At 60.1% G+C, this 22,458-nt stretch carries 19 protein-coding genes; 8 read left to right on the forward strand and 11 right to left on the reverse strand.

Going from position 1 to position 22,458, the window contains the following annotated elements:
* Nucleotides 1-183: 183 nt before the first annotated feature.
* The 10 genes from LAP85_15070 to LAP85_15115 all read right to left on the reverse strand — a co-directional run bounded on the left by LAP85_15070 (nt 184) and on the right by LAP85_15115 (nt 7,750).
* Entirely contained in the window at nt 184-618 is a 435-nt protein-coding gene (locus LAP85_15070; GenBank protein ID MBZ5497722.1) for an HNH endonuclease, read from the reverse strand.
* 8 nt (nt 619-626) lie between these two features.
* Entirely contained in the window at nt 627-1,739 is a 1,113-nt protein-coding gene (gene dnaN / locus LAP85_15075; GenBank protein ID MBZ5497723.1) for a DNA polymerase III subunit beta, read from the reverse strand.
* A 484-nt stretch (nt 1,740-2,223) separates the two neighbouring features.
* Nucleotides 2,224-2,439 carry a hypothetical protein gene (locus tag LAP85_15080; GenBank protein MBZ5497724.1) on the reverse strand — a complete coding sequence of 72 codons (216 nt, stop codon included), beginning with the start codon at nt 2,437-2,439 and terminating at the stop codon, nt 2,224-2,226.
* Nucleotides 2,440-2,542: 103 nt separating this feature from the next.
* Nucleotides 2,543-3,034 (reverse strand): hypothetical protein, encoded by a 492-nt coding sequence (locus LAP85_15085; protein ID MBZ5497725.1) that lies wholly within the window; start codon nt 3,032-3,034, stop codon nt 2,543-2,545.
* A 3-nt stretch (nt 3,035-3,037) separates the two neighbouring features.
* A complete protein-coding gene (locus LAP85_15090) occupies nt 3,038-3,952 on the reverse strand; it encodes a ParB N-terminal domain-containing protein (GenBank protein MBZ5497726.1) in 915 nt (304 codons plus the stop codon).
* A complete protein-coding gene (locus LAP85_15095; protein ID MBZ5497727.1) occupies nt 3,912-5,492 on the reverse strand; it encodes a hypothetical protein in 1,581 nt (526 codons plus the stop codon). Before LAP85_15095 ends, LAP85_15090 begins: the two co-directional genes overlap by 41 nt.
* On the reverse strand, nt 5,444-5,866 hold the full coding sequence (locus LAP85_15100) for a DUF488 domain-containing protein (protein MBZ5497728.1): 423 nt from the start codon (nt 5,864-5,866) through the stop codon (nt 5,444-5,446). Before LAP85_15100 ends, LAP85_15095 begins: the two co-directional genes overlap by 49 nt.
* Before the next feature lie 152 nt (nt 5,867-6,018).
* Nucleotides 6,019-6,444 carry a hypothetical protein gene (locus tag LAP85_15105; GenBank protein ID MBZ5497729.1) on the reverse strand — a complete coding sequence of 142 codons (426 nt, stop codon included), beginning with the start codon at nt 6,442-6,444 and terminating at the stop codon, nt 6,019-6,021.
* 78 nt (nt 6,445-6,522) lie between these two features.
* Nucleotides 6,523-6,846 carry a hypothetical protein gene (locus tag LAP85_15110; protein MBZ5497730.1) on the reverse strand — a complete coding sequence of 108 codons (324 nt, stop codon included), beginning with the start codon at nt 6,844-6,846 and terminating at the stop codon, nt 6,523-6,525.
* A 481-nt stretch (nt 6,847-7,327) separates the two neighbouring features.
* The gene (locus tag LAP85_15115; protein MBZ5497731.1) at nt 7,328-7,750 is read right to left on the reverse strand and encodes a hypothetical protein; all 423 of its coding nucleotides are present in this window, start codon (nt 7,748-7,750) and stop codon (nt 7,328-7,330) included.
* Between the two features lie 453 nt (nt 7,751-8,203).
* On the opposite strand from LAP85_15115, the gene LAP85_15120 reads away from it, so the two are divergent.
* The 8 genes from LAP85_15120 to LAP85_15155 all read left to right on the forward strand — a co-directional run bounded on the left by LAP85_15120 (nt 8,204) and on the right by LAP85_15155 (nt 19,588).
* Nucleotides 8,204-8,599, forward strand: coding sequence for a BlaI/MecI/CopY family transcriptional regulator (locus LAP85_15120; protein ID MBZ5497732.1), 396 nt, complete (start codon nt 8,204-8,206; stop codon nt 8,597-8,599).
* Complete coding sequence (locus tag LAP85_15125) at nt 8,599-10,575, forward strand: TIGR03435 family protein (protein ID MBZ5497733.1); 1,977 nt, start codon at nt 8,599-8,601, stop codon at nt 10,573-10,575. Before LAP85_15120 ends, LAP85_15125 begins: the two co-directional genes overlap by 1 nt.
* On the forward strand, nt 10,572-10,739 hold the full coding sequence (locus LAP85_15130) for a hypothetical protein (GenBank protein MBZ5497734.1): 168 nt from the start codon (nt 10,572-10,574) through the stop codon (nt 10,737-10,739). The genes LAP85_15125 and LAP85_15130 overlap by 4 nt, the downstream gene beginning before the upstream one ends.
* Nucleotides 10,736-12,700 (forward strand): TIGR03435 family protein, encoded by a 1,965-nt coding sequence (locus LAP85_15135; GenBank protein ID MBZ5497735.1) that lies wholly within the window; start codon nt 10,736-10,738, stop codon nt 12,698-12,700. The genes LAP85_15130 and LAP85_15135 overlap by 4 nt, the downstream gene beginning before the upstream one ends.
* Nucleotides 12,697-15,645 (forward strand): carboxypeptidase-like regulatory domain-containing protein, encoded by a 2,949-nt coding sequence (locus LAP85_15140; protein MBZ5497736.1) that lies wholly within the window; start codon nt 12,697-12,699, stop codon nt 15,643-15,645. The genes LAP85_15135 and LAP85_15140 overlap by 4 nt, the downstream gene beginning before the upstream one ends.
* A gap of 1 nt (nt 15,646) precedes the next feature.
* Nucleotides 15,647-17,752, forward strand: coding sequence for a VWA domain-containing protein (locus tag LAP85_15145; GenBank protein ID MBZ5497737.1), 2,106 nt, complete (start codon nt 15,647-15,649; stop codon nt 17,750-17,752).
* Nucleotides 17,753-17,887: 135 nt separating this feature from the next.
* A complete protein-coding gene (locus LAP85_15150; protein ID MBZ5497738.1) occupies nt 17,888-19,255 on the forward strand; it encodes a hypothetical protein in 1,368 nt (455 codons plus the stop codon).
* Between the two features lie 69 nt (nt 19,256-19,324).
* The gene (locus LAP85_15155; GenBank protein ID MBZ5497739.1) at nt 19,325-19,588 is read left to right on the forward strand and encodes a hypothetical protein; all 264 of its coding nucleotides are present in this window, start codon (nt 19,325-19,327) and stop codon (nt 19,586-19,588) included.
* A 93-nt stretch (nt 19,589-19,681) separates the two neighbouring features.
* Here the strand turns inward: LAP85_15155 and LAP85_15160 are convergent, their stop codons facing one another.
* Nucleotides 19,682-22,393 carry an ABC transporter permease gene (locus LAP85_15160; GenBank protein MBZ5497740.1) on the reverse strand — a complete coding sequence of 904 codons (2,712 nt, stop codon included), beginning with the start codon at nt 22,391-22,393 and terminating at the stop codon, nt 19,682-19,684.
* Between the last annotated feature and the right edge of the window lie 65 nt (nt 22,394-22,458).

Below are 22,458 nucleotides of genomic sequence, written 5' to 3' on the forward strand. Positions count from 1 at the left end.
CCTCAGGCTCCCTTTGATTGTTGAATGCTGCTGATTCCCCATAACATCTCCTTGGACAGGTCCTCCGCAAGATATTGGATTGCCTCACCCTGCCTTCGAAAACTCCGCCAATTGGACGAGCTCATGCCTGATCTCCGTACAGACGTGGTGTGATTCGCTTCGCGCCAGGCATGCAAAGCACCCCTAGGCAGAAATGTGTTCGAAACTCTGATGTGCCGCTTCTTCACTTTCCAAATCCTCGAAGGCGGCGGATTCTGCAGTTGCTACCATGAGCATTCCCATCCTGATCCATTTCTGAATCTTCATTAGGTCTAGCTTCGAGATTTGATTTGCCCGCTTTGCGAGTGCCTCGTATCGTTCCTTGCCAATATGGATCAGCTTCCAGACCTTGTGCACGTTCGGGTGATGGTCCATGTACCAGTGGCATTGCCAACAAAGAGCCGCGGCATTCTCCAGGTCGAAGCGCGTCGCCTTGTGCCGCCTGCTGTGGAAGTGACTACAATGGAGCATGTCTCGATTTCCGCTGAAGTTCCTGCCGCATCGGGCACATTTCCAGTTTGCCCGGGTCCGAACCAGGACTGAGAACTCCCGGTCCAGCATTTCCAATCCCGTCGACATCCAGCCCCCTACTGCTTCATGGGCATCAGCACGTACCGGTATTCGAACTCCGATTCGCCGACCGGCCTCAGTTCCGCCTGGGTTTCGCCATCCTTCAGCGCAACGGTCACGTTTGTCGACCCGCATGCACCCAGAAAGTCCAGGATGTATTTCGGGTTAAATCCGATCTCGAGCGGGCTTCCCTCGTATTCCAGGGGAAGAACTTCGCAGGCTTCACCGATCCCGACTGAATTGGCGGTGACCATCAGCATTGCGGCATCCATCGCGAGCTTGATACACCGGATGCGGTCGTCGGTCATGATCCCGACACGCTTCACAGCCTTCGCAAGGTCTGCCACAGGAACCGCGATCAGCTTGTCGTTGGCCTTGGGGAGCACCAATTCGTAGTTCGGGAATCTCGCGGCAAGCATCCGGCTGGTAAGCCGCTTGCCCTCGACCGCGAAAAACTGCTTGTTCTCGCTTATCGCGAATCCAACGACTGGATCGCTACCGCCGATCAGCCCCTGAAGCTCGACGAGCGCCTTATACGGAATCATGATGCTGGTCTCGGATTCGACTTGGGTGAGGTCTGCATTCTTGGTCACGATTGCCAGCCGATGACCGTCAGTGGCCACCATGCGCATCTGCGTCGGGCTCAATGCGAGCAATGCCCCTGAAGTGGCATAAGCCGATTCTTCCCGGCTGACTGCGAATATCGTGCAGCGGATCATCTCCTTTAACGCCGCCCCGGGGAGCGCAACCACGCCATCGCACGGGAACGATGGGATCTGGGGAAAGCTCTCGACAGACAAGCCTGGCAGCTTGTATTCCGATTTCCCGGACTTCAACTGGATGAAATCGTTCTTGAGGAGCTTGATTCGGATCTCGGCGTCTTCCGGCTGAAGCCGCACAATGTCAAACAGGCGCTTCGCGGGGACGGTTGCCGCGCCTTGCTCCTCGGCCTGGACCTCGCAACTTGCCTGGATCGAAATATCGAGATCAGTACCGACGATGGTGAGCCTTTCGCCCTCGACTCGCAGAAGCACATTCGCCAGGATCGGGATCGTGCTTTTTTGCTCGGTTACGGCCTTTGCCAGGCCCAACGGCTCCAACAGATCGTTTCTTGAAACGATAAAATCCATGCTGTCCCTCTCGGTAGCCGATTGTTTTGAGAGCTGGGTTCCCGGCAGAAGACCCTAGCACGCCGGACTCGCGCCGTTCGGTTTCTACGCCGGTCACCTGTGCGTTGCTTCCGCATTTCCTCGTGAGCTAATTCAGGCCAGGCCTGGCGCTTCTGACTGAGTTGGGGAAGAGCCTCCGGTCGGGATGGGGCATGGGGGGATCAGGCTTGGGTGCCTCTCCTGGTTTTGGCATTTGCCGCATCACGTTGCCGATCCCATTGAGTATCACCGAGACAATGCAAAGAATCCCGATGCCCAGGGGCCAACTCTTCGCGCCTACCGAAATCAGCACGCAGCCAGCAATCAACGTCAGAAGATTTGCGATCATCTCACTCTCCTTGCGGCTCCGCCTTGGGCAGCCAGTTGCGCCCAACGCATGCGCCCGCCACCGGCAAAAGTGCGTATTCGTGCCGGAGCGCCCCCGTTGGTCCTCCCCCGGGCCGGTTTAATCGCCGTCGATGAAGTCGGCGAGTTGCGCCAGAACGTGGAACGTGCCGCCGTTTTTCATTGAGATTTCCACGATTGGAGATTCGTCAGGGTCAGGGCGAATTTCTCGCATTGAGGAGATTTGATCGCCGGCAATCAGTGCCTCGCGGATATGTGGATCTTCCGCCCCATCGCCATAATCGAAGTAGTTCACTTGGTAAAAGGTTCGATCCATAACGCTTCCCCTAAAATGCCGAAGGCCGCCATTTCTGACGGCCTTGTTACTGCCCATGATGGGTTGACAGATCAGCGGTGTGGGAACTATAGCCGCATCGGAATCACGCTTTAGCGGCAGTCGTGCCCAGGTTAGATAGCTCTGCAGCTGAGCTCTCGCCCCATGTATTGCTATTCCTTGTCATGCACTGGTGGCATTGCTGTCTCGCTCGACTGGATCTCCAGCAGCCGGGCAAGTCCTCGGTTTGCGCAATCGCTCTGGCTCCCGACAGAAATTCGGCGAACACGTATTCCAGGCCTTGCCATAGGTTTGTGTCGTCGATGTCGCCGTTGAGCTTCATCAGGTTCAGGGCCTGCTCGATCACCCCAGCAACGGCCTCGGGAACGTTCGCGGTCTTGAAGATCATTCGTAGTGGCACCCAATCTTCATGACTCTCTTTCGGGAGACGCTTCCGGCGCGGCCTCGCCTCTTGCCGATTCGCGCGTCCCAGAATCTCCTTTGCAATTGCTTGGTCCCTGGGGCAGAACAGCTTCAGAAGCGCCTCGTCATCCAGGCAACGATCTTCAGCATCATTTGTCGACGTTTCTTCGTCCACTCGTTACCTCCCGGCCAGGCAATCGGCGGCCCAGAGCTCAATGGCTTGCCAGCGATTTTTCTCGCCCACGTTTCCTTCAGCTTTCATTTTGTCCACTGCTTCCTGGATGACCTTTGCCGCCGCCTCCGGTACGGAATCGCCGTCGAAAATGGTCGCCAGCGGCACCCAGTTCTCCCCGGCTTCTGCCTCCCCTCGCTTCACGAGGTAGAAATGGACGATATCGAGCAAGCGCGCCAAAATCGCCGCGGCATTCACAACCTGATGCAGGCTGGATATCTTCTGGGCCGCATCCTTGAAACGGTCGAAATCCGCCTTGTCCGCGACGTAGATGTGAGCGTCAGACGACAGCAGTTCGAGCACTTCCTTGAACCGCTTAAAGTCGCGTTCCACGAAAAGGATGTTGACGAGCTCGTAGTCGATGTCGAACATCACCGGGTCGGCCTTGACGTCCACCTTCGGAATTTCGATGTCCAGATCCGTCAGCCCGCTTTCGATCTTGGCGTTGATGTCGTCGATCTCTTGGTAGAGTTGCGCCAGGATCTGCTTGTCGTCGTACCCGTTCAGGGAGTTATGCGCCAGCTGCTTGGCTACGACATCCGATCGCTTGAGCGGCGTCTGATCGTTCAGGACATAGATCTCTGTCAGACCGGCCTTCCTGCTCGCCCTGGTACGATGATGTCCACTCAAGATCATAAACTCGGAGTTTGAGTCCTCCGGATTCGTGTTGCATGTAAACGGCAGCGATTCCAGCCGGCCGCTCTGCTTGATGTTCTGCGCCAGCCGCTCAAATTTCTCGGGCGCCATGATCCGGGCGTTTTTGTCCTGCTCACGCAGGCAGTCGAGGTGGACTCGCCAAATAGACAGACCGCCCTCGAGGTCACAGACCTTCTGCCGCTTCGCTAGGTTTGGATGCGCCATATTTCGCTTTGAACTCCTCCAGGTACGCTCGCAGCGCTTCCTGAAAAGACTGGTCTCGGAACTCGCACTCGTACCGGATCTTGTAAAGCTCGTTCGATTCCTTTTCCCGGCTCACGAGCTTCAGCAATCCGCTGTTCAACTTCACGTGCCGGTACTTCGCCAGGCAGGTCGTCTTCAGTCCCGTGAGCGTGTAAAAGCGGTTGGCTTTCGACAGGTCCCGCCTCAACACCGCGCCCATGTCCCGGCAGGTTATGAGGTACATCAGCAGGCGGTTGATGTTCGGATATCGTCGCGACGGAGCCGAAAATCCGAAGGTCTCCTCGATCTTGTCCGACTTCAGTCGGAGGAGGTTCGAGGCGTGAAACCCGACCGTGCCAAACACCTTGCCATCGATCAGGATGAGGTAATAGCGTTCCGACTTGGTCACGCCCAGGCGGTGAGCCCACAGCTCCCGATAGTACAGAGCCTGCGGCATCTCGACCGTAACGAACCGCACGGTGCTTTCCGGGTGAAGCTCGTCGTCGGGCCCCCAGATGCGCAGGTTTTTGTGCGGCTTCAACTCCTTGTCATTCGTCCACGCAATTGTGCCCTTGATATCAAGGCCGTCGAGCAACTCGGGCTTGGTCAGGAGCCAGAAATCAAAACGGTCCTTTTTGTACCGCTTTGCGAACACGCAGTCGGCTCCGAGCCCATCGAGCGAATAGCCGAACTTGCCCCAGAAGGTCGGGAATGGATATTGCTTCGTCTGCGCGTAAAGGCGCAGGTATTCCTCCTTCATGTCGAACTGGGCAATACCTGGGTCCCATCGGACGATCTGCTCAATCGGGCCAAACATCTTGTTGTACCCGCCTTTGTAAGCCGGCGGATTCACAAGGAGGATGGTCTTGTCCGTATGCGGCCGTGCGATCACGTCTCGCAGATCGGCAACTTCGTAGGACATCCCCTGATAGGTGGCGGCAGCCTTGCGTAAAACGTCCTCCAGGCCGGCGAGGTATCTTTCCCTGTTTGCCAGAAGCTCGTCATGGACTACGCGCTCGTAATAAAGGTGCGTCCGCAGTTGCTTCAGCTTGATCAGCCAGAGCAGGTAGGAGGCTTTTTTGAAATCGTCATCAAGCGCCTCACAGCATTCCCTGACAGCCTCCTGCCTCGATCCCACCGACACCGATTCAGCGATTTCAAATCCCAGTGACCCCATGGGCCGGCCGGAGTACAGACATCCGAGCATCGACGAAAACACGGAGATGTCGCTCGTCTCAATGCTCTTCGCGGGAAACCCGGCCTCGATCGCGCATTTTGGAAGGGTGAATTGCCCAGCCGCGACTACCACCATCCGGTCAAAGCCCTTCTCGCGGAGATGCCGAAGGGCCGCGATGATGAATTTTCGCTGCTCCGGCGGCGTGACGCCCAGAAAAACCTTGTCGAGTTGTTGCATAAGAATGAAAAAGGCCGGTGTTGCCAGCGGCCTCTCGAATTGCGGATTGAATATGTGGATTAGAACAAACCCAATTGCGGGCTCCGTTTCGCTTGCTTTGCCGCCCAACTCGGACTCAGCGGCATCGCACCGTATGCAGGCACCTCGCGCCGGAGGAAGCCCATCTCAGTGATCTCGATCCCGAGAGCGGCTTCCAGCCATTCGGCAACCAGGCGCCGGTGACACTTGTGCCAGTGCGGGGCAGGGTTCTCCCAGCAGAGCAGAATCGCGTCCATGCCGAGATCTTCGAACACCTTCCGCGGATCCAGGTTGGAAAGCAGTTCAGAATACATCCGATCGAAGCCCTCGTCGCCCGCCCGCAGCATCTCGCGCGTCGGCCTCAGTGGCTCATAGACCTTGCCGTCGTAGAATCTCGGCAGGCCGCGCGAGATCGCCCACGCATCCGGATTGCCTTTCGTTCTGAAGAAATTGCTCGTCAGCATCCTTTCGCCCATTGAAGTTGGCTGAGGGGCGAGGTCTCGAACCGTCGGTTTCCGGGTTTAAGGCCCAGCGTCCTGCCCGTTAGACGACCCCTCAGAATAGTTGGACTTGAGACTTTCACAATGCCAACTATACAACAGATGACAATGCATTGTCAATTACATTGCAACGGACGCCGCGGCCTCCGCTCAGTTTGTTTGCCGCGCAGCCTTCGGATGCTGTCCGTGCTCGGCGCGGCGAGCCCTGATAGGTCAGAACCCAAGGTCGAAAGGATTACGTTTGCCCGGCCGCCGTCTCTCGGCGGGCCGCCTTCGCTACATCTCGCTGGATCGATCGCACGAGCTGCCGGCAGCGGCTTGAACTCCGGACCGGACTTCCACAAGTCCATCAACGATGCCGCCAGATTCGTTATCTGGTAAAGCCGTTGCCGCTTGTTCCAGACAATCGCCCTGATTATTTCGCCGCTGGCATGGTCTCGAATCGCATACCGAGCCAGCTTGTCGAACACATGATCGGTGATGAAAATGCGCTCGCCGCCGGGATTCAGGACCTCGCCGTTAAACCGATGTTTTGGACGCATAGCTCCGCCCTATCGCTCTCCGGGATTTTTGCGACTCCGGGGATGTCGTGCTGTTTGAAGATGGAGACGGCAGGTCGCTTAAGTGCGTGCCCTGCGGATCTTTCTCTCGATCATTGTCTGTATCCGGGCGAGTTGGCCGCGTTCCAGGTTGTAGAATTCCACAATTTCCTGGTGCGGCCACTCGTCCATGAGGGCGTCAAGTATCTCCCGCTCGTCTGCGGTCAACCCGGCGCCCAGAACAAGCCGCTTTCTCGCAGCGTCGCGATCGCTCACCATGGCAAAGTTCTGGCCGTCCGTATCTGCCCAGTCGCCAAACCACCTCGCGAGCATCTGCCGGCGACTGACCTGCCAAGCCGCCAGTTTCTCTGCCTCAGCTACCAGATCTTCCTTGGGTGGGAGCATTTCCGGGTGCTTACGTAGCCATCGCTCTGCCTCCTCTTTTTCTTGTTTGTCTCTGAATCGATATCCTCGAGATTCCAGAAAATCCATGGCGCTCTTATGGCCTCGCAAAATCTGCCGCAAGTGACGCGGCTCTTGGGAATCGACACATCCATCCAGCCGGCACTCTGGATCGGATCAGATGACGTTGAGGCGAGCCGTTCCAGCCTTCCATGATCTCCTCGGCCACATAGCGGAATCCTCGGCTCACATCATCGCAGTCCCGAAGGAATGCTTCATAGCGTGGCCTGCACCCAGCGCAGTGGCCCGATAGCGACCAATTGCGTGCGCGACTTCCGCCTCTCGGTACCTTCAAGGTCGCCCTGTGTGGCTTGCCGCATCCCAGGCATTTCGTCACCGCCAATTGATTGGCCATTGAATGTTTCGTTTCCCTCCCATCGGTACAAATTGCGGATCGACTTACAACGCATTGATTTTGCATTGTTTATGCCTCCCGAACCCGCAATCCAATCTTCTTGGCGGCTGATTTCGTTGCCCGAATCACGGCAAAGGGAGTCATGTTTAGCGTCGATGCGATCTCCTTCTGCTTGGCGCCAAGCGCCGACAGTGCCAGCACCCACGCCTGAAGCGGAGTCAGGTCGGCCTCGATCACGGCCTTTCTCAGCAATTGGTCCACAAGCGTGTTTCTGGATCCTTCGCCTTCCTCCAAATCGATTCCAACCGGGTTGGACAAAAGCGCCCTGAGTTGCCATTCTTCGGGAATGCCAAGGTAGATGATCGGATCGCCGTTGATCTTCAGGCCGGCATCCATGCTTGGAATTTCGTGCGCGTGCTTCTTAAACCATTTCTCGGCTTGGACTTTTTCCTGTTCGCTGTTGAAGACGTAGCCTTCCATCGGATCGGACATCAAAACTCCTTCCGGTAACGGTCGGCTTGGTTTTTGGGGGATTAGCCCTGCGGAAAGGGAAAAGATACACCATGACCGACCACGTTAATCATTCGGGTTGTGGTCAGGCACGGTTTGTTCCGGTGGCCCGAGATCCCGGCGAGGGCCGGGGTCGGTTGCACTGTCCTCTCGGAACCGTCGCGGTTCACGAATGCGAAGAGAGCGCCTTGGTACTGCTAATGTACTGCCCAGATCATCGCGCGGTTTATTCCGGTGGCTCCGATCCTAGATTAAGGCGGACGCACTGTACTCCCAGTCTCAATGCATTGTCAACATAATCGCTAATAATATTTTGATTTTGCTGCAACGCGCTCGATTCCAACGGAATTCGAAACACATCGCGACGCCGATTTGAAAAAGTCTTGACAGGTTCTACTACAATATAGTAGTGTAGCACACACCATAGGAGGGCGCATGGCGAGGAACAAATTCACCAGGCTCGAACTGCAAATACTGGAGGCGCTCTGGGTGAACGGGAAGGCCTCCATCCGCGAAATCCAGGAGGCGTTTCCCGAGCCTCGGCCGGCCTATACTACGATTCAAACCACCGTGTATCGGCTCGAAGGCAAGAAGGCCGTCCGCCGCGTCCGGAAGATCAGCAACGCGCACATCTTCGAACCGCTCGTTGCGCGCGATGTGACCCGGCGCAAACTGCTCGACGAGATCCTGAGCTTCTTTGGCGGAAAGGCCCAGCCGATGATGGCGCAGCTCGCCGAAGCGGGAAAGCTCACACGCGACGATATCCGCGAGTTGGAGCGCATCATCAAGGAGCGCGAGGAACGGGAGCCCGATAAGGGAAGGAGGTCGTAGTGATCGCCACTCTCATGAACCATCTCTGGCAGTCAACGCTCTTCGCGCTAGCGGCCGCGATTGCGGTGGCGGCGCTGCGGAAAAACGGCGCGCACATCCGGCACGGCATATGGGTGATCGCATCGCTGAAATTTCTGGCGCCATTCTCATTATTAATGAGCCTGGGCTCGGCGCTGCCATCGTTCACGCAGGCAGCGGCTGTCATCCAGGACACGACGACGGCTGCCGCTCCCGCTTTGCCGCTCGCAGTCGATCGATTCGCGCAGCCGTTCACGGGCGATGACTTCGTGCCTGCGGCGACCGGGCGGGCAACGACAACAAACTGGATGCCGATGGCGCTGCTCGCCATATGGACGATCGGACTGTTGGCCGTGGCGTTGGCGCGCCTCCGCGGCTGGCGGCGCATTTGTGCGGTCGTCCGTCAGAGTACGCCCATCGCGCTGCAATGCTCGATTCCCGTTCGGTCTTCGCCGGGCCTCCTCGAACCGGGTGTAGTCGGCATCCGGCATCCTGCGCTGCTCGTGCCGGCGGGCATCGAACAACGTCTCACGCCTTCGCAGCTTAATGCCGTGTTCGCGCACGAGCTGTGTCACGTCCGGCGTCGCGACAACCTCACAGCCGTGATTCACATGGTCGTCGAAGCCGTGTTCTGGTTTTACCCGCTGGTCTGGTGGATCGGCGCCCGGATGGTCGAGGAACGCGAGCGCGCCTGCGACGAGTACGTGCTGCGCGCCCTCGGAGAGCCACAGGACTACGCGGAAAGCATCCTCAATGTCTGCAAGCTCTATGTCGAGTCGCCGCTACCCTGCGTCTCCGGCGTCAACGGATCGGACCTGAAGAAGCGCGTCGCAGCCATCATGGTCAATCGCATCGGCTCGCGATTGAACCTCGCTCGCAAGGCTGCGCTGGCGCTCGCGGCGATCCTTGCGATCGCGCTGCCGCTCCTCGTCGGGATGCTGACCGCGCCCATTGGCGCGTCGGCACTCGGCATGGCCCAAGATGTCGCAACAACGACGGGACAGTCTCCGTCCGCGAAATTCGATGTCGTCTCAATCAGAGCATGTTCTGAAGCCACTCGATCTGGGAGTGCTGTTCCGAGTACTACGCGCGGTCTCAGGGGCGGCGTGGCCCCCTGGGCGGCGCAGACATCACCGGGCTATGTGTATTGGGACTGCGTAACATTGGCCCAACTGGTCGATCAGGCCTATGCAGGTAGCGACCATCCATTGCTCAACACCACTGCCGGCTGGCCGGGTTCGCCTTGGGATACTTCGTTCCGCTCCAAGCACGTCAGGGGCGGCCCCTCGTGGGTAGAAACCGACAAGTTCACGATCGAGGCCAAAGCCGCGGTCGCTATTACGGATGCAGGATTATCAGGAAGGCCAAGTCGGAACCTTGTAACGCTGCCCGGGGCCATGAGTCAGGCGCTGCGCGCTATGCTCGAAGACCGATTCCAGTTGAAGGTGCGGCGAGAGCGGGAACAACAGGACTTGTACGCGCTGAAGGTTGCAAAGGGCGGATTGAACAAGCAGAAGATCACGAGCCCGCCCCCGGGTGACTGCATCACGATTGAGGAATACTCCGCGTTGGCCCGACAGGGGCGCGCGCCTGGAGACGAGCAGAGAATCTGCGGCCACATGCTCTCCACGCTCGACCGCGGACTGATCTTCAGCAGTTTTACGCTGCAGAAACTGGCGGAGTACCTGTCGACCTCGATGGAACGCTACGTTGTCGACCAGACAGGACTCAACGGGCAGTTCAACTTTGTGCTGCAACTCGACCCGGATGACCACACGCGGGGTGATGATTTCTACATCAGGGCGCTTGAACGACTCGGGCTGAAGATTGAGACGACGAAAGGCCCGGCGGAGTACCTCCTCATAGAAAGCGTGCAGCGGCCGAAGCCGAATACGCCTGATGCGAGTGCACTCCAACCGCCACCCCACGCGCAGGGACCCGGGAGGAAGCCGCGATGAATCCTCCCACAGTCGTCATTGTCAGCCTGATGCTGGCGACTGCGCGAAATGCGCCGCGTCCGTCCGAAGCGGGAAAGCTCACCCGCGACGATATCCGCGAGCTGGAGCGCATCATCAAGCAGCGCGAGGAAAGGGAACCCGAAACGAGAAGGAGGTCGAAATGATTTCCGCCCTCATGAACCATCTCTGGCAATCAACTCTTTTCGTGCTCGCGGCTGCGATTGTCGCGGCAGCGCTGCGGAAGAACGGCGCGCACATTCGGCACGGCGTGTGGGTTATCGCGTCGCTGAAGTTCCTGGTCCCGTTCTCTTTGTTAATTAGCGCGGGTTCGGCACTGACCGTGTTCAGGCCGCCGGCGGCCATCACTGCGGACACGACGACGGCTGTCACGCCCTCACTGCCGCTCACGGTCGACCGATTCGCGCAGCCGTTCACGAGCGATGACTTCGTGCCGGCTGGCCCGATGCGCGCAACGGCATCGACAACGAACTGGATACCAACGGTGCTGCTCATTATCTGGGGAGTTGGATTCCTGGCTGTGGCATGGAAGCGAATCCGTGACTGGCGACGGATTTGCGCGGTTGTCCGTCAGAGTACGCCCGTCGCACTGCAAAGTCCCATTCCCGTTAGGTCTTCGTCAGGTCTTCTCGAACCGGGTATTGTCGGCATCTGGCATCCCGTGCTGCTCGTGCCGGCGGGCATCGAACACTGTCTTACGCCGTCGCAGCTCAACGCCGTTTTCGCGCACGAATTGCGTCACGTCCAGCGTCGCGACAACCTCACAGCCGCGATCCACATGGTCGTCGAAGCCGTGTTCTGGTTTTACCCACCGGTTTGGTGGATCGGTGCCCGGATGGTCGAGGAGCGTGAGCGCGCCTGCGACGAGTACGTGCTCGGTGCCTTCGGGGAGCCGCAAAACTATGCGGAGAGCATCCTCAACGTCTGCAAGCTGTATGTCGAGTCGCCGCTGCCATGCGTCTCCGGCGTCAACGGATCGGACTTGAAGAAGCGCGTCGCGGCCATCATGTCCAGCCGCATCGGTGCGCGGTTGAACTTCGCGCGCAAGGCGGCGCTGACGCTCGCGGCGATCCTTGCGATCGCGCTGCCGCTCGTCGCCGGGATGCTGACGGCGCCCTTTCGCGCGCCGGCGCCCGGCCCGGCCACGGCGACGACGGAACAATCGCCGCCGGCGAAGTTCGACCTCGTTTCGATCAGAGCGTGTTCCGGACCCACGCAATCGGGAAGTGCAGTTCCGAGTACGCCCGGTCTTCGGAGCGGCGCAACGCCCTCGGCGGCGCAGACATCGCCCGGCTACGTTTACTGGGACTGCGTGACGCTGGCCAAACTGGTCGATCAGGCCTATGCGGATAGCGACCATCCGCTGCTCAACAGCACCGTCCATCCGCAGCCGGATCCGATCACTCGTGTTTCGCGCCAGCCGAAGCGCGTAAGGGGCGGACCGTCGTGGGTCGAAACCGACATGTTCACAATCGAGGCCAAAGCCTCCGTCGACGTCACGGATGCGGGATTGGTTGGAAGGCCCAACCGGAACCTGACAACGCTGCCCGGGGCCATGAGTCAGGCGCTGCGCGCCATGCTTGAAGACAGGTTCCAGTTGAAGGTGCGGCGAGTGCAGGAACAGCAGGACTTGTACGCGCTGAAGATCGCGAAGGGCGGATTGAACAAGCAGAAGGTCACCAAGCCGACGGCGGGCGACTGCATCACGATTGAGGAATACTCCGCGTTGGCGCAACAGGGGCAGGCGCCCTACATGCCAAAGATCTGCGGCCGCCTCCTTTCCGCGCACGAGGGATTGATCTTCAGCAGTGTCACGATGCATTGGCTGGCGGAGGTCCTGTCGTCATCGCTGGATCGCTTTGTCGTCGACCAGACAGGAGTCGACGGGCTGTTCAACTTCGCGCTGCTCTACCCGGAGGACGGCCCGCGGGGCGATGAATTTTTCATCAGGGCGCTTGAACAGCTCGGATTGAAGCTCGAGACGACGAAAGGGCCGGCGGAGTACCTCCTCATCGAGAGCGTTCAGCGGCCGAAGCCGAATTCGCCTGATGCGGATGCACTCCAACCGCCACCCCACGCGCAGGGACCCGGGAGGAAGCCGCGGTGAATCTCTCCGCAGTCGTCATTGTCAGCCTAATGCTGGCGACTGCGCAAAATGCGACGCGCCCGTCTGATTTGTCTGGCCGCGTCGTGTTCTCGGACGCCGGCGTGCCGGGAGTGACGGTCAGCGCCGCACGCAGCATCGACTCGGATCCCCGCGCGGTCGGGCGGAGCGTGGCGACCCTCACGAATGAAGAGGGCGTCTTTCGGCTGGCCAATCTCGAGGACGGCACGTGGACGCTGCACGTCGAGATGCGCGGCTTCGTCTCGATCGATCGCGATGTCGTTGTGCCGCTCACAGAGCCGCCGCTCGTCTTCGCGCTTAAGATGCGGCCGTTTGAAGAAATCGTACGGAGCGGCGGCGCGAGGGTCGCATCGGCAGACGCATCCCTTCCTCGCGCAGCCCCGCCCGTCGCCGCGCCACCCGACGAGCCCGGCATTATCAACGGCAGCCTCACCAACGGCGCCGCGACGCCATTCGCACTGCCACGCGCGATTGGCAACAACCGCCCGCGCCTTGGACGGCTCTACTACGGCAGTTTCACAAGCAACCTGGCGAATTCCGCGTTGAACGCGCGGCCCTATTCGTTTGGCGGCTCGGCCGTCGCTGCGGACACGAGCAATGTCCAACTCGGTTTCAATCTGGGCGGGCCGTTCAGGATTCCGTGGCTGATCGCGCACGGCCCGATGATGACGCTCGGGCTCGACTACGGCGCCAACAGCAACGCGACGGCGCAGTCCGCGTTCATGCCTACTGGGGCGGAGCGCGCCGGCGATTTCTCGCAGTCCGCCACAATAGTCCACGATCCGCTGACAGGCCTGCCGTTCGCCGACAACACGATTCCCGCCGATCGGATCAGTCCGCAGGCGACGGCACTGTTCGCATATTACCCGTTGCCAAACACGACGACGGAGGGCGCGAACTTTCAGCGGGCGATCGCGACCGGGACGCGGCAGGGCTCGGCACGATTTCAGACATGGTACGCACTGACGCGGCGCGATCGGATACAGGGCGACGTCTCAGGACGGCGTTCCGTCGCCGAGTCGGTCAACCTGTTTGATTTCACCGATGCGCGGCGCCAGAATTCGTTCGACGCAAAAATCGACTGGACGCACACCTTCTCGCAGCGCCTGCAGATGACCAGCCGATACCGGTACATGCAATCAGTTGCAACGCTGACGCCGTTTTTCGCGAATCGGATCGACGTCTCGGCAGACGCCGGCATCGCGGGTAACGATCGGAGTTCAGTGAATTGGGGACCGCCAACGGTCGCGTTTCCGACCATCGCCGACCTGGATGACGTTGAATATCAGCGCACTGTAACGTTTCTGCACGCCCTTGGCGTCTCGTTCCTGTGGAGGCGTGGCGGACACAACATGACTTTCGGTGGCGACGTCAACCGGACGGCGTTCGATCAGGCGGCGCAGCCGGATGCGCGCGGGACGTTGTCGTTCACGGGCGCGGCCACCGGCAACGCGCTCGCCGATTTTCTGTTGGGCATTCCGACAACCAGCTCGATGGCTCTCGGCACCACACACACCGTGCTGCGCGGAGCGACGTTCGACGCCTACTTCACCGACGATTTCCGGATCGCGACGGGCTTCACGCTCAATGTCGGCGCGCGTTGGGAGTACGAGTCGCCGTTCACCGAGCGGGAAGGCCGGCTCGCCAACTTCGATGTCGTACCCGGTTTTGCGGCCGTCAGTCCCGTGCTTGCGAGCGATCCCGTCGGATCGCTTACCGGCCGCCGCTACCCGGCGTCGTTGCTGCGCGTCGACAAGCGCGGCATCGAGCCTCGCATCGCCGTCTCCTGGCGGCCGAAGCTCACGTCGTCTCTCGTCATTCGCGCGGGATACGGCCTGTACCGTAATCTTGGCACGTACCAGTCGCTGGCGCTCCTCCTCGCGCAGCAGCCGCCGTTCGCGAAGACGTTCAGCATCCAGAACACACCGGCGACGCCGCTGACGCTTGCCAATCCGTTTCCCGCATCTCTACCGGCGAACTCGAACACGTTCGCAATCGATCCGGATTATCGCGCCGGCTTTTCGCATTCATGGCAGATAACGGTGCAGAGCGAGCTCCCCGCGTCGATGACGGTGATCGCCGGTTACTTCGCGAATCGCGGCACGCATCTCATGCAGGCGTTTCTGCCGAACACGTACCCGGCAGGCGCGGTCAATCCATGTCCAGCCTGTCCAACCGGTTTCATCTATGTCACATCGAACGGCACTTCCAGCAGAGATGCGGCACAGTTCACGCTACGCCGCCGTTTGCACAACGGGTTCACGGCAGGCCTACAGTACACGCTCGCCAAGGCGACCGACGACGCGGCGACCTTCAACAATAGCGGGATCGAGCCGGGCTCGCTGGCGATAGCGCAGGATTGGCTCAACCTTGCCGCCGAGCGCGCGCCGTCCTCGTCCGATCAGCGGCATCTGGTTTCGATCCAGTTTCAGTACGGCACCGGCAGGCGTCTGACCGGCGGCATGCTCGAGGACTCGAAGATGGGACGGATTTTCAACGGATGGACCGTCGACGGCCAGTTGAACGCCGGCAGCGGATTGCCGTTCACGCCGGTGGCATTCGTCGCCGTCAACGGCACAGGCGTCGTCGGAGTGCGGCCACGGCTCACAGGTGAATCGCCGGCGCCGACGGCAGCCGGGGCGTACGCCAATGTGGCTGCCTACGCCGCGCCGTTGCCTGGCGCCTGGGGCGACGCAGGACGAAACTCGATTCGGGGACCGTCGCAGTTCACGCTCGACATGTCGGTTGCAAGGACGTTCCTGCTGCCCCGTCGGTTGCGGATCGACTGGCGGGTCAACGCGACGAACGTCCTCAACCATGTCACGTTCTCGTCGATCAACACGGTGATCACGAGTCCGCAGTTCGGCTTGCCCACGCGCACAAACGCGATGCGGCGGATTCAGATGTCGTTGGTGTTCGGGTTCTGAAATGAAACTCATGATCGTGACACAGCTGGCATTATTAGCCGCAGCGGCGGGGCTCGGCCTGCCGGTTGTGGGACAGCAGCAGCCGCGACCGACGTTTCGCGCGTCCGTAAATCTCATCGTGCAGACGGTAAGCGTGAAGGACAAACAGGGCAAGCCTATCCTCGGCCTTACTGCCAAGGATTTCATTGTAACCGAGGATGGGCAGAGGCAGGAGATCGCATTTGTAGAGTACGAGGCGCTGGACACGACGCCGCTCGCGCCGTTGACCGTCCTGACGACGGAGACCGAACGCATGCCAAGCGCGCCGGTGACTTCGCTCCCGCCGCTGACGAAGGGGACGGTCGCAATTCCTTCGACCGCCAATACGAAGTACCTCGGCCGTCGGCTCGTGGTCCTGTATTTCGATCTCATCGGCATGTCGTTCTTCGATAAAGGGCGAACGTTCTCGAGCGCTGCCGAATATGTCGCGAAGCGGATGACAGCGGCCGACATGGTCGCCGTCATGGTCTTCCAGGGCCGAGGCGTCGAGCTGCGAAAGGACTTCACGGATGATCGGATGGCGCTCGCCGAGGTAGTTCGGCAACTCGCGATCGAAGCAGACGACGCGCGACAGAATCAGTTCTTGGCCGGTTTCGATCCAGGCGGCGCATTCGGCGAGGACAGCCCAACATTCAATCTCTTCGCCACGGATCGTCAACTAAACGCGCTGCAGACGGCGGTCACCGATCTCGGACCGCTCCGGCAGGCGAAGACGCTGATCTATTTTGGCAGCGGATTGCGGGACACGGGCGGCTACGCGAACATCGCGCAGCTGCGCGCGACAGTGAACGCGGCCGTCCGCGCCAACGTGACCCTCAATCCGATCGACGCACGCGGACTCGAGGCAATTCCGCCCATGGGCGACGCGACCCAATCGTCGGCGGGCGGCGCCGGCATGTTCTCGGGGACGATCGCGCAGATGGCGGTCTCGCGCGCAGACCGCGAGCGCGACCTGCTATATGCGATTGCGAAAGACACCGGAGGACGCGCGACATTCGATACGAACGATCTCGCACGCGGCATCGCGGACGCCGCGGGCACGATCGGCAGCTACTACACTCTCGGTTACTACTCGAACAATACTGCGACCGACGGAAGGTACCGCCGCGTGAAGGTGACGCTGGCCGATGGGGTCGCAGCGGAGCTGTCCTATCGACAGGGGTACTACGGCGAAAAGGACTACAGCAAATTCAACGCCTTCGACAAGGAGCGCCAACTCTCCGAGGCGCTCAGGCTGGAGGATCCGATCACCGACGTCCCGATGGCGCTGGAGCTAAATTATTTTCAGATCAGCAGCGTCGAGTACTTCGTCCCGATCTCGGTCCGCATGCCGGGCGGTGATCTGGCGCGGCTCCGGCCGGACGGGTCGTCGAAGTCGCGCATCGACATGATCGGCGAGATCAAGGACGAATACGGCGTGACCATGCGGAACTGGCGCGATCTGATCGAGTTCTCGCTCGATCAGAACGAGGCCGGCCGTGTCGCGAGCCGGCCGATTCAGTACGAGACCGGATTTTCCCTGCTGCCCGGCAAATACACGATCAAGGTGCTTGCGCGCGACGCGACGGCGGGTCGCATCGGGACCTATCTGCACTCGTTCACGATTCCAAATCTCGAACAGGAACAGACGAAACTGCCCACGAGTTCGGTCGTCATCACCCAGCAGCGCGTGGCCGGCGCCGACGCGCTCTTCACCGTCAAGCAGAAGATTCCAATCGCGGTCGCCAATCCGCTCTTTCACGACGGCCAGCGGCTCGTGCCGAACGTCACGCGCACTCTTCAAACCAACCGTCCCCTTTACGTGTTCCTGCAAGCATACGAGCGGAGTGCCGAAACGATGCGCCCCCTGGCGGCGTACGTGACGTTCATCCGCGATGGCGTGAAGGTCTTGGAAACGGACACGCTCGAAATCAACGAATGGGATCCAAAACTCAAGGGCGTGCCCATCCGGTTCACCATTCAGCTCAGCAGCCTCGAACCCGGTCCGTACGACTGCCAGATCAGCGTGCTCGATCCCATCGGCAACCATGCCGCCTTCTGGCGAGCCCCGGTGATGATTGTGCGGTAGTACTCTACCAATCGAAGAAGTCTTGTTCTGTGTTGTCACCAAGCGATTCTCCCTTGCCCCTGAATAGCAATGCTTATAAAGTTCTCGCCATAATAACTGGCGGCTTCGCGTGGCTTTTCCTGCTCGGAGGACACCATGTTGAGTTACGCACGACAGATGATTGCCTGCGTCATGACACTGTTTTGTCTCGCGGCAAGCCTGGGAGCCGCCCATCAGATTGGAACGGCCCAGCCTGCCACTCCACAAAGCGCGAAGACGACCGTTGACAACGCGATTGCGCTCTGGAACAAGGGCGAATTCGAGGCGGCGCTGGCCGAGTTTCGGAAGAGTATCGAAGCCGATGCCGGCAACCTGGCGCTTCACGCGAAATTCGCGAAGGCGGTTATGGGGGACCCACGCGCTCGGCGCCCCGACGCTGCGGCGAAGGCGCTCGCTGATCTGCGGGGTCTCTACGCCCGCTGGATGACGGAAAACCCGGCGCGGGCAGTCTATCCCTATGCCGCTGCGCTGCTGCTGGATCGGACCCAGGCATCCAGGAAGGAACAACTGCTGCTGAAGGCGGCAGCACTGGATCGGAGGATTGTCGAGCCCTACGTGGAGCTCGTCAATCTCCACAGCGGATATGACGACGCGCTTGCGCTGACCTACGCGAAGAAGGCGCTCGAGATCAAGCCGGCCGACATTCCGTTGCAAGTCATGTACGCCAGAGTGTTGTGGTCGGTCGACCGGACCGCCGCGCGGCGATACTACGACGGCCTGCTCAAACGGGCGGCGGGCACCAAGGAAGGTGCTGTCGCGTTCCAACATTTGATCATGAACGTCGAAGACCCGGCCGAGACGGGTGCGCTGGTTGAACACTTCCGGCGCGATTTCCCCAATCAATGGACGCCGTCATTCTATAAAAACCCCGATTTGTTCGCCTGGTATTTCACAAAGCAGCCAGAAAAGGGACTGGCATTCGCGACGGAAATGCTTGCGGCAGCCGACCAACCCCAACCGACCGGAGCTCGCTCCCCGGTGAGCTGGTTCGACGAGCTCCTGACTATCTCCGGCGGCGACTTCAAGTCGGTTTGGCAGCGGATCCACGAGTACGCGCAGACCATCGTTGATGCGCAGAGCCTCATCCGCGGGAAAAAAGGCGCCGAAGCTCTTGCCCGGCTCGAGAAGGTCAGAACGCCGCTTCCCATTGAGGATCTGACACAGTTGACGCTGGTTCGTGCCCAGGCACTCGCCGTATCCGGCGATGTGCCCAAGGCGTACGAGATGCTGGCGGCAGAGTTGGAGCGCGAGGTCGTTCCCGAGTATCAGGAAGCCATTGTCAAATACGGGACGACGCTGGGCAAGTCTGCAAGACAGATCGACGCTGAAATCCGGATTCGCCGGGTGGCGAAGGCTGAGCCTTTCAAGGATTTCGACCTGTCGAAACTCGGAAGCCGAGAGCAGGTCAAGCTATCGGATCTCCGAGGCAAGGTTGTTCTGGTCGACTTCTGGTTTCCTGGCTGACACACTTGTTGTGTGGAGTTCCCACACCTCGAAGAACTGGTCAGGAAATACGGACGCAGGGGTTTCGTCATGATCACCGTGAACACGAGACCCGAGTCGAACGCCGATGGCGTCGAATTCATGGCTAAAAAACTCTACCACTTCACGAATCTGACCGCGGCGTCAAGCGGATGGGCGGCGAGCGAGTACAAGTTCTGGGGGGCACCCACGACGGTACTGCTGGATCAGCAAGGCCGAGAGATCATGCGGCACGTTGGATTCAGTCTCGCTGGCGTGCGCGCGATGGAAGCCGGAATCGACACGTTGCTGCGACAGGGAACGCGAACGAGGTAAGGCGCTCCGTTGCAGAGACCGCGGGTGTCAAGGGAAGGCGCGTATCGAAGCCCGTCCCCCACCGATCCCAATCAGGGCGGAACAGCGAAGTGGCTACTCGTTTCGCAACGCGAGCATGGGATCTACGCGAGTGGCCCGCCGCGCGGGCAGGTAGCACGCAGCAAGGGCGGCGATCGTTAAGAACATCGCCGCTCCTGCAAACGTCGCCGGATCGTTCGGCTTGACTTCGAAGAGCATGCCGCGCAGAACGCGTGTCAAGGCGAGAGCGCCAACCGTGCCGATGGCGATGCCGGAAACGGCGAGCCGCATCCCTTCTCTCAGAATCATGCGGAGGACGTCTGCCCGCTGCGCGCCGAGCGCCAAACGCACGCCAATTTCATGTGTCCGCTGGACGACGGAGTAGGAGATCACGCCGTAGATGCCGACGATCGCCAGGATCAATCCCAGGACGGCAAACGATCCCACGAGCGCCGTCTGGAATCTCGGCTCCACCGAGGAATCTGCCAGGATCTGATCCACGGTTTCGATGTGAGTAACCGGCGCGTCCTTGTCCGCAGCCTGAATCACGCGCGTTATCACCGGGACCAGGGGCATTGGGTTTCCGGATGTCTGAACGATAATGTCCCACTGACTGCCTTCGGGTGCGAACGGGGTGTAGTACTCCGGCATCGGCGATTCCTTCAGGGCGCGGTTGCGGACGGCATTTACGACACCGACGACTTCCATCCATTGGTGCCGTCCGTCCTTGTCCATCCTGACGCTGAATCGCTTCCCGAGCGGATCCTCGGCAATATATTTGCGGGCAAAACTCTGGCTAACGATGGCCACCTGCGACCTCTCGTCTCCCGGTTCAAAATCACGCCCCTTCAGTAGGCGGATTCCGAGGGTGGCGAAATAGCCTTGAGTAACGGAACCGCCGATTATCACCTGCTTGGCCGGCAGTTGATCACCCTCCCGGCCCTCGACGTACAGGCCGACGGGGCCTGAACCGGGGTAGCGAAATGTGGCGTAAGGTCCGCTGAACGGCCCGCCCAGGGAGAGCGCCGCGCGCTGTACTCCCGGAAGCGATCGGATCTCATGGAGCATCTCCTGGCCCGCCATCCGGCACTTCGTCGCCCCGTCCGTGCTGCTGCACGCCAAATCAGGAAACCTCGCCTTCATGGTGAGAACGTGGTTCGAGTCTAGGCCGATGTCCGTGCTCATGAGCCGATAGAAGCTGCGCCCCATCAGCGCTCCCCCCACCACGACAATGACCGCCAGCAGCACCTCCATGATCACGAGCGCGCTTCGGAGGCGATACGGCCGCCTCATCGCAATTCCGGCAAACGAATCACCCAGGACGCCTCTCAGCGTGGCTCCCATGCGCCGGGACGATGCTTGTAAGGCCGGTGCCAGGCCGACCAGAACTGCCACCAGCAGCGAGATCCCCATTGTGAACCAGAGCACGCTGCCGTTCAGGTGGATGAGATCCACCCGCGGAGTATTCGGCGGGGCCAGGGCGCGCAGCAGCCGAACTCCCCACAGGGAAAGAAACAGGCCCAGTGCGCCGCCCGCCAGCGCGAGCAGGAGGCTCTCCGCCATGAGTTGCCTCAAGATGCGCGGGCGGGACGCGCCGAGCGCCTTTCGAATTGCTAGTTCGCGCTGGCGCGTCCATGACCGCGCCACCAACAGCGAAGTCACGTTTACGCAGGCCATCAATAGCACGAATCCCACCGCGCCCTCGAGAATCCACAGGCCGGTGCGCACGTTTGGATCGATTCCCAGATCAAGACTCTTGGCAGACAGGTTCATCAGTTCCGGACCCGCACGTTTGACATAAGCCTTCGGATAGGACTCCGCAAAACGGGCGGAGAGCGGTTGGAGCTGAGCATTGAGTTGGGCAAGGGTCGCAGCCTTTTTGAGCCGCGCAATGATGATCGAGTATCCTCCTTTTGACCCTTCCGCCGGAGACGAAACCTGGGGCACCCACATGCCGACGGCACTCCCGTCGTATTTCCCGGCCAGATAGGACAGATAGATGCCGGCGCCGAATTCTCTCGGCATTACGCCGAGGACGGAATACGGCACATGATTGACGGAAATGTCGCGCCCGACAATACCAGGGTCGCCGCCGAACTCGTCCATCCAGAGACGGTAGCTCAGGACCGCCACGTGGTCATTCCCGGCCTGAATGTCTTCGGCAAGGATGGGCCTTCCGATCAGGGGCCTGGTTCCCACGAGCGGGAAGAAATCGGCGGAAACGTGTGCAGCCGAGACCTGCGTCGGCGTCTTGCCTGCTCCAAGGGGCAGGCGGCCTAGTTCGTAGGTCGCGATGTGCTCCAGCGTGTTACATTGCTGCCGGATGGCGTTCAGCTCCGCGTAGGCTACATATATAGCCACCTGTTCCCGCCGTATCGTCACCAGGCTTGAGGAGTCCCGATAAGGCAGCGGCCGCAGGAGGATTCCATATACCGCGCTAAAAATCGCCGAATTGGCGCCAATGCCGAGCGCCAGGGTCAGGACAGCGATGGCGGTGAACCTAGGCGATTTGCGCATCATGCGCCAGCCGTAACCGAGGTCCCGCCTGAACTCAGCTGCCCATCGGATTGCGCACGTTTCCCGGCATGCTTCCTTCGACTGCTCTAGGCCACCCAAGGCAATGAGTGCCTGGCGCCGGGCTTCCTCGCGACTCATCCCCTGACGAAGGTTTTGTTCCATCTCCATCTGCAGGTGGAATTCCAATTCCTTGTCAAACGAGGACTCTGATTCTGAACGTCGCGCAAGGTGAATCACACGCCACACAAAAGCACGAATCGATGCCAGCATCTTTGCTCTCCGCTTCGCGCTCAAAAATGACTCAGTGTTGTCCAGTTGCGACGGTATGAACGCAC

The organism is Terriglobia bacterium (genome assembly GCA_020072565.1).
Lineage (GTDB): Bacteria > Acidobacteriota > UBA6911 > UBA6911 > UBA6911 > JAFNAG01.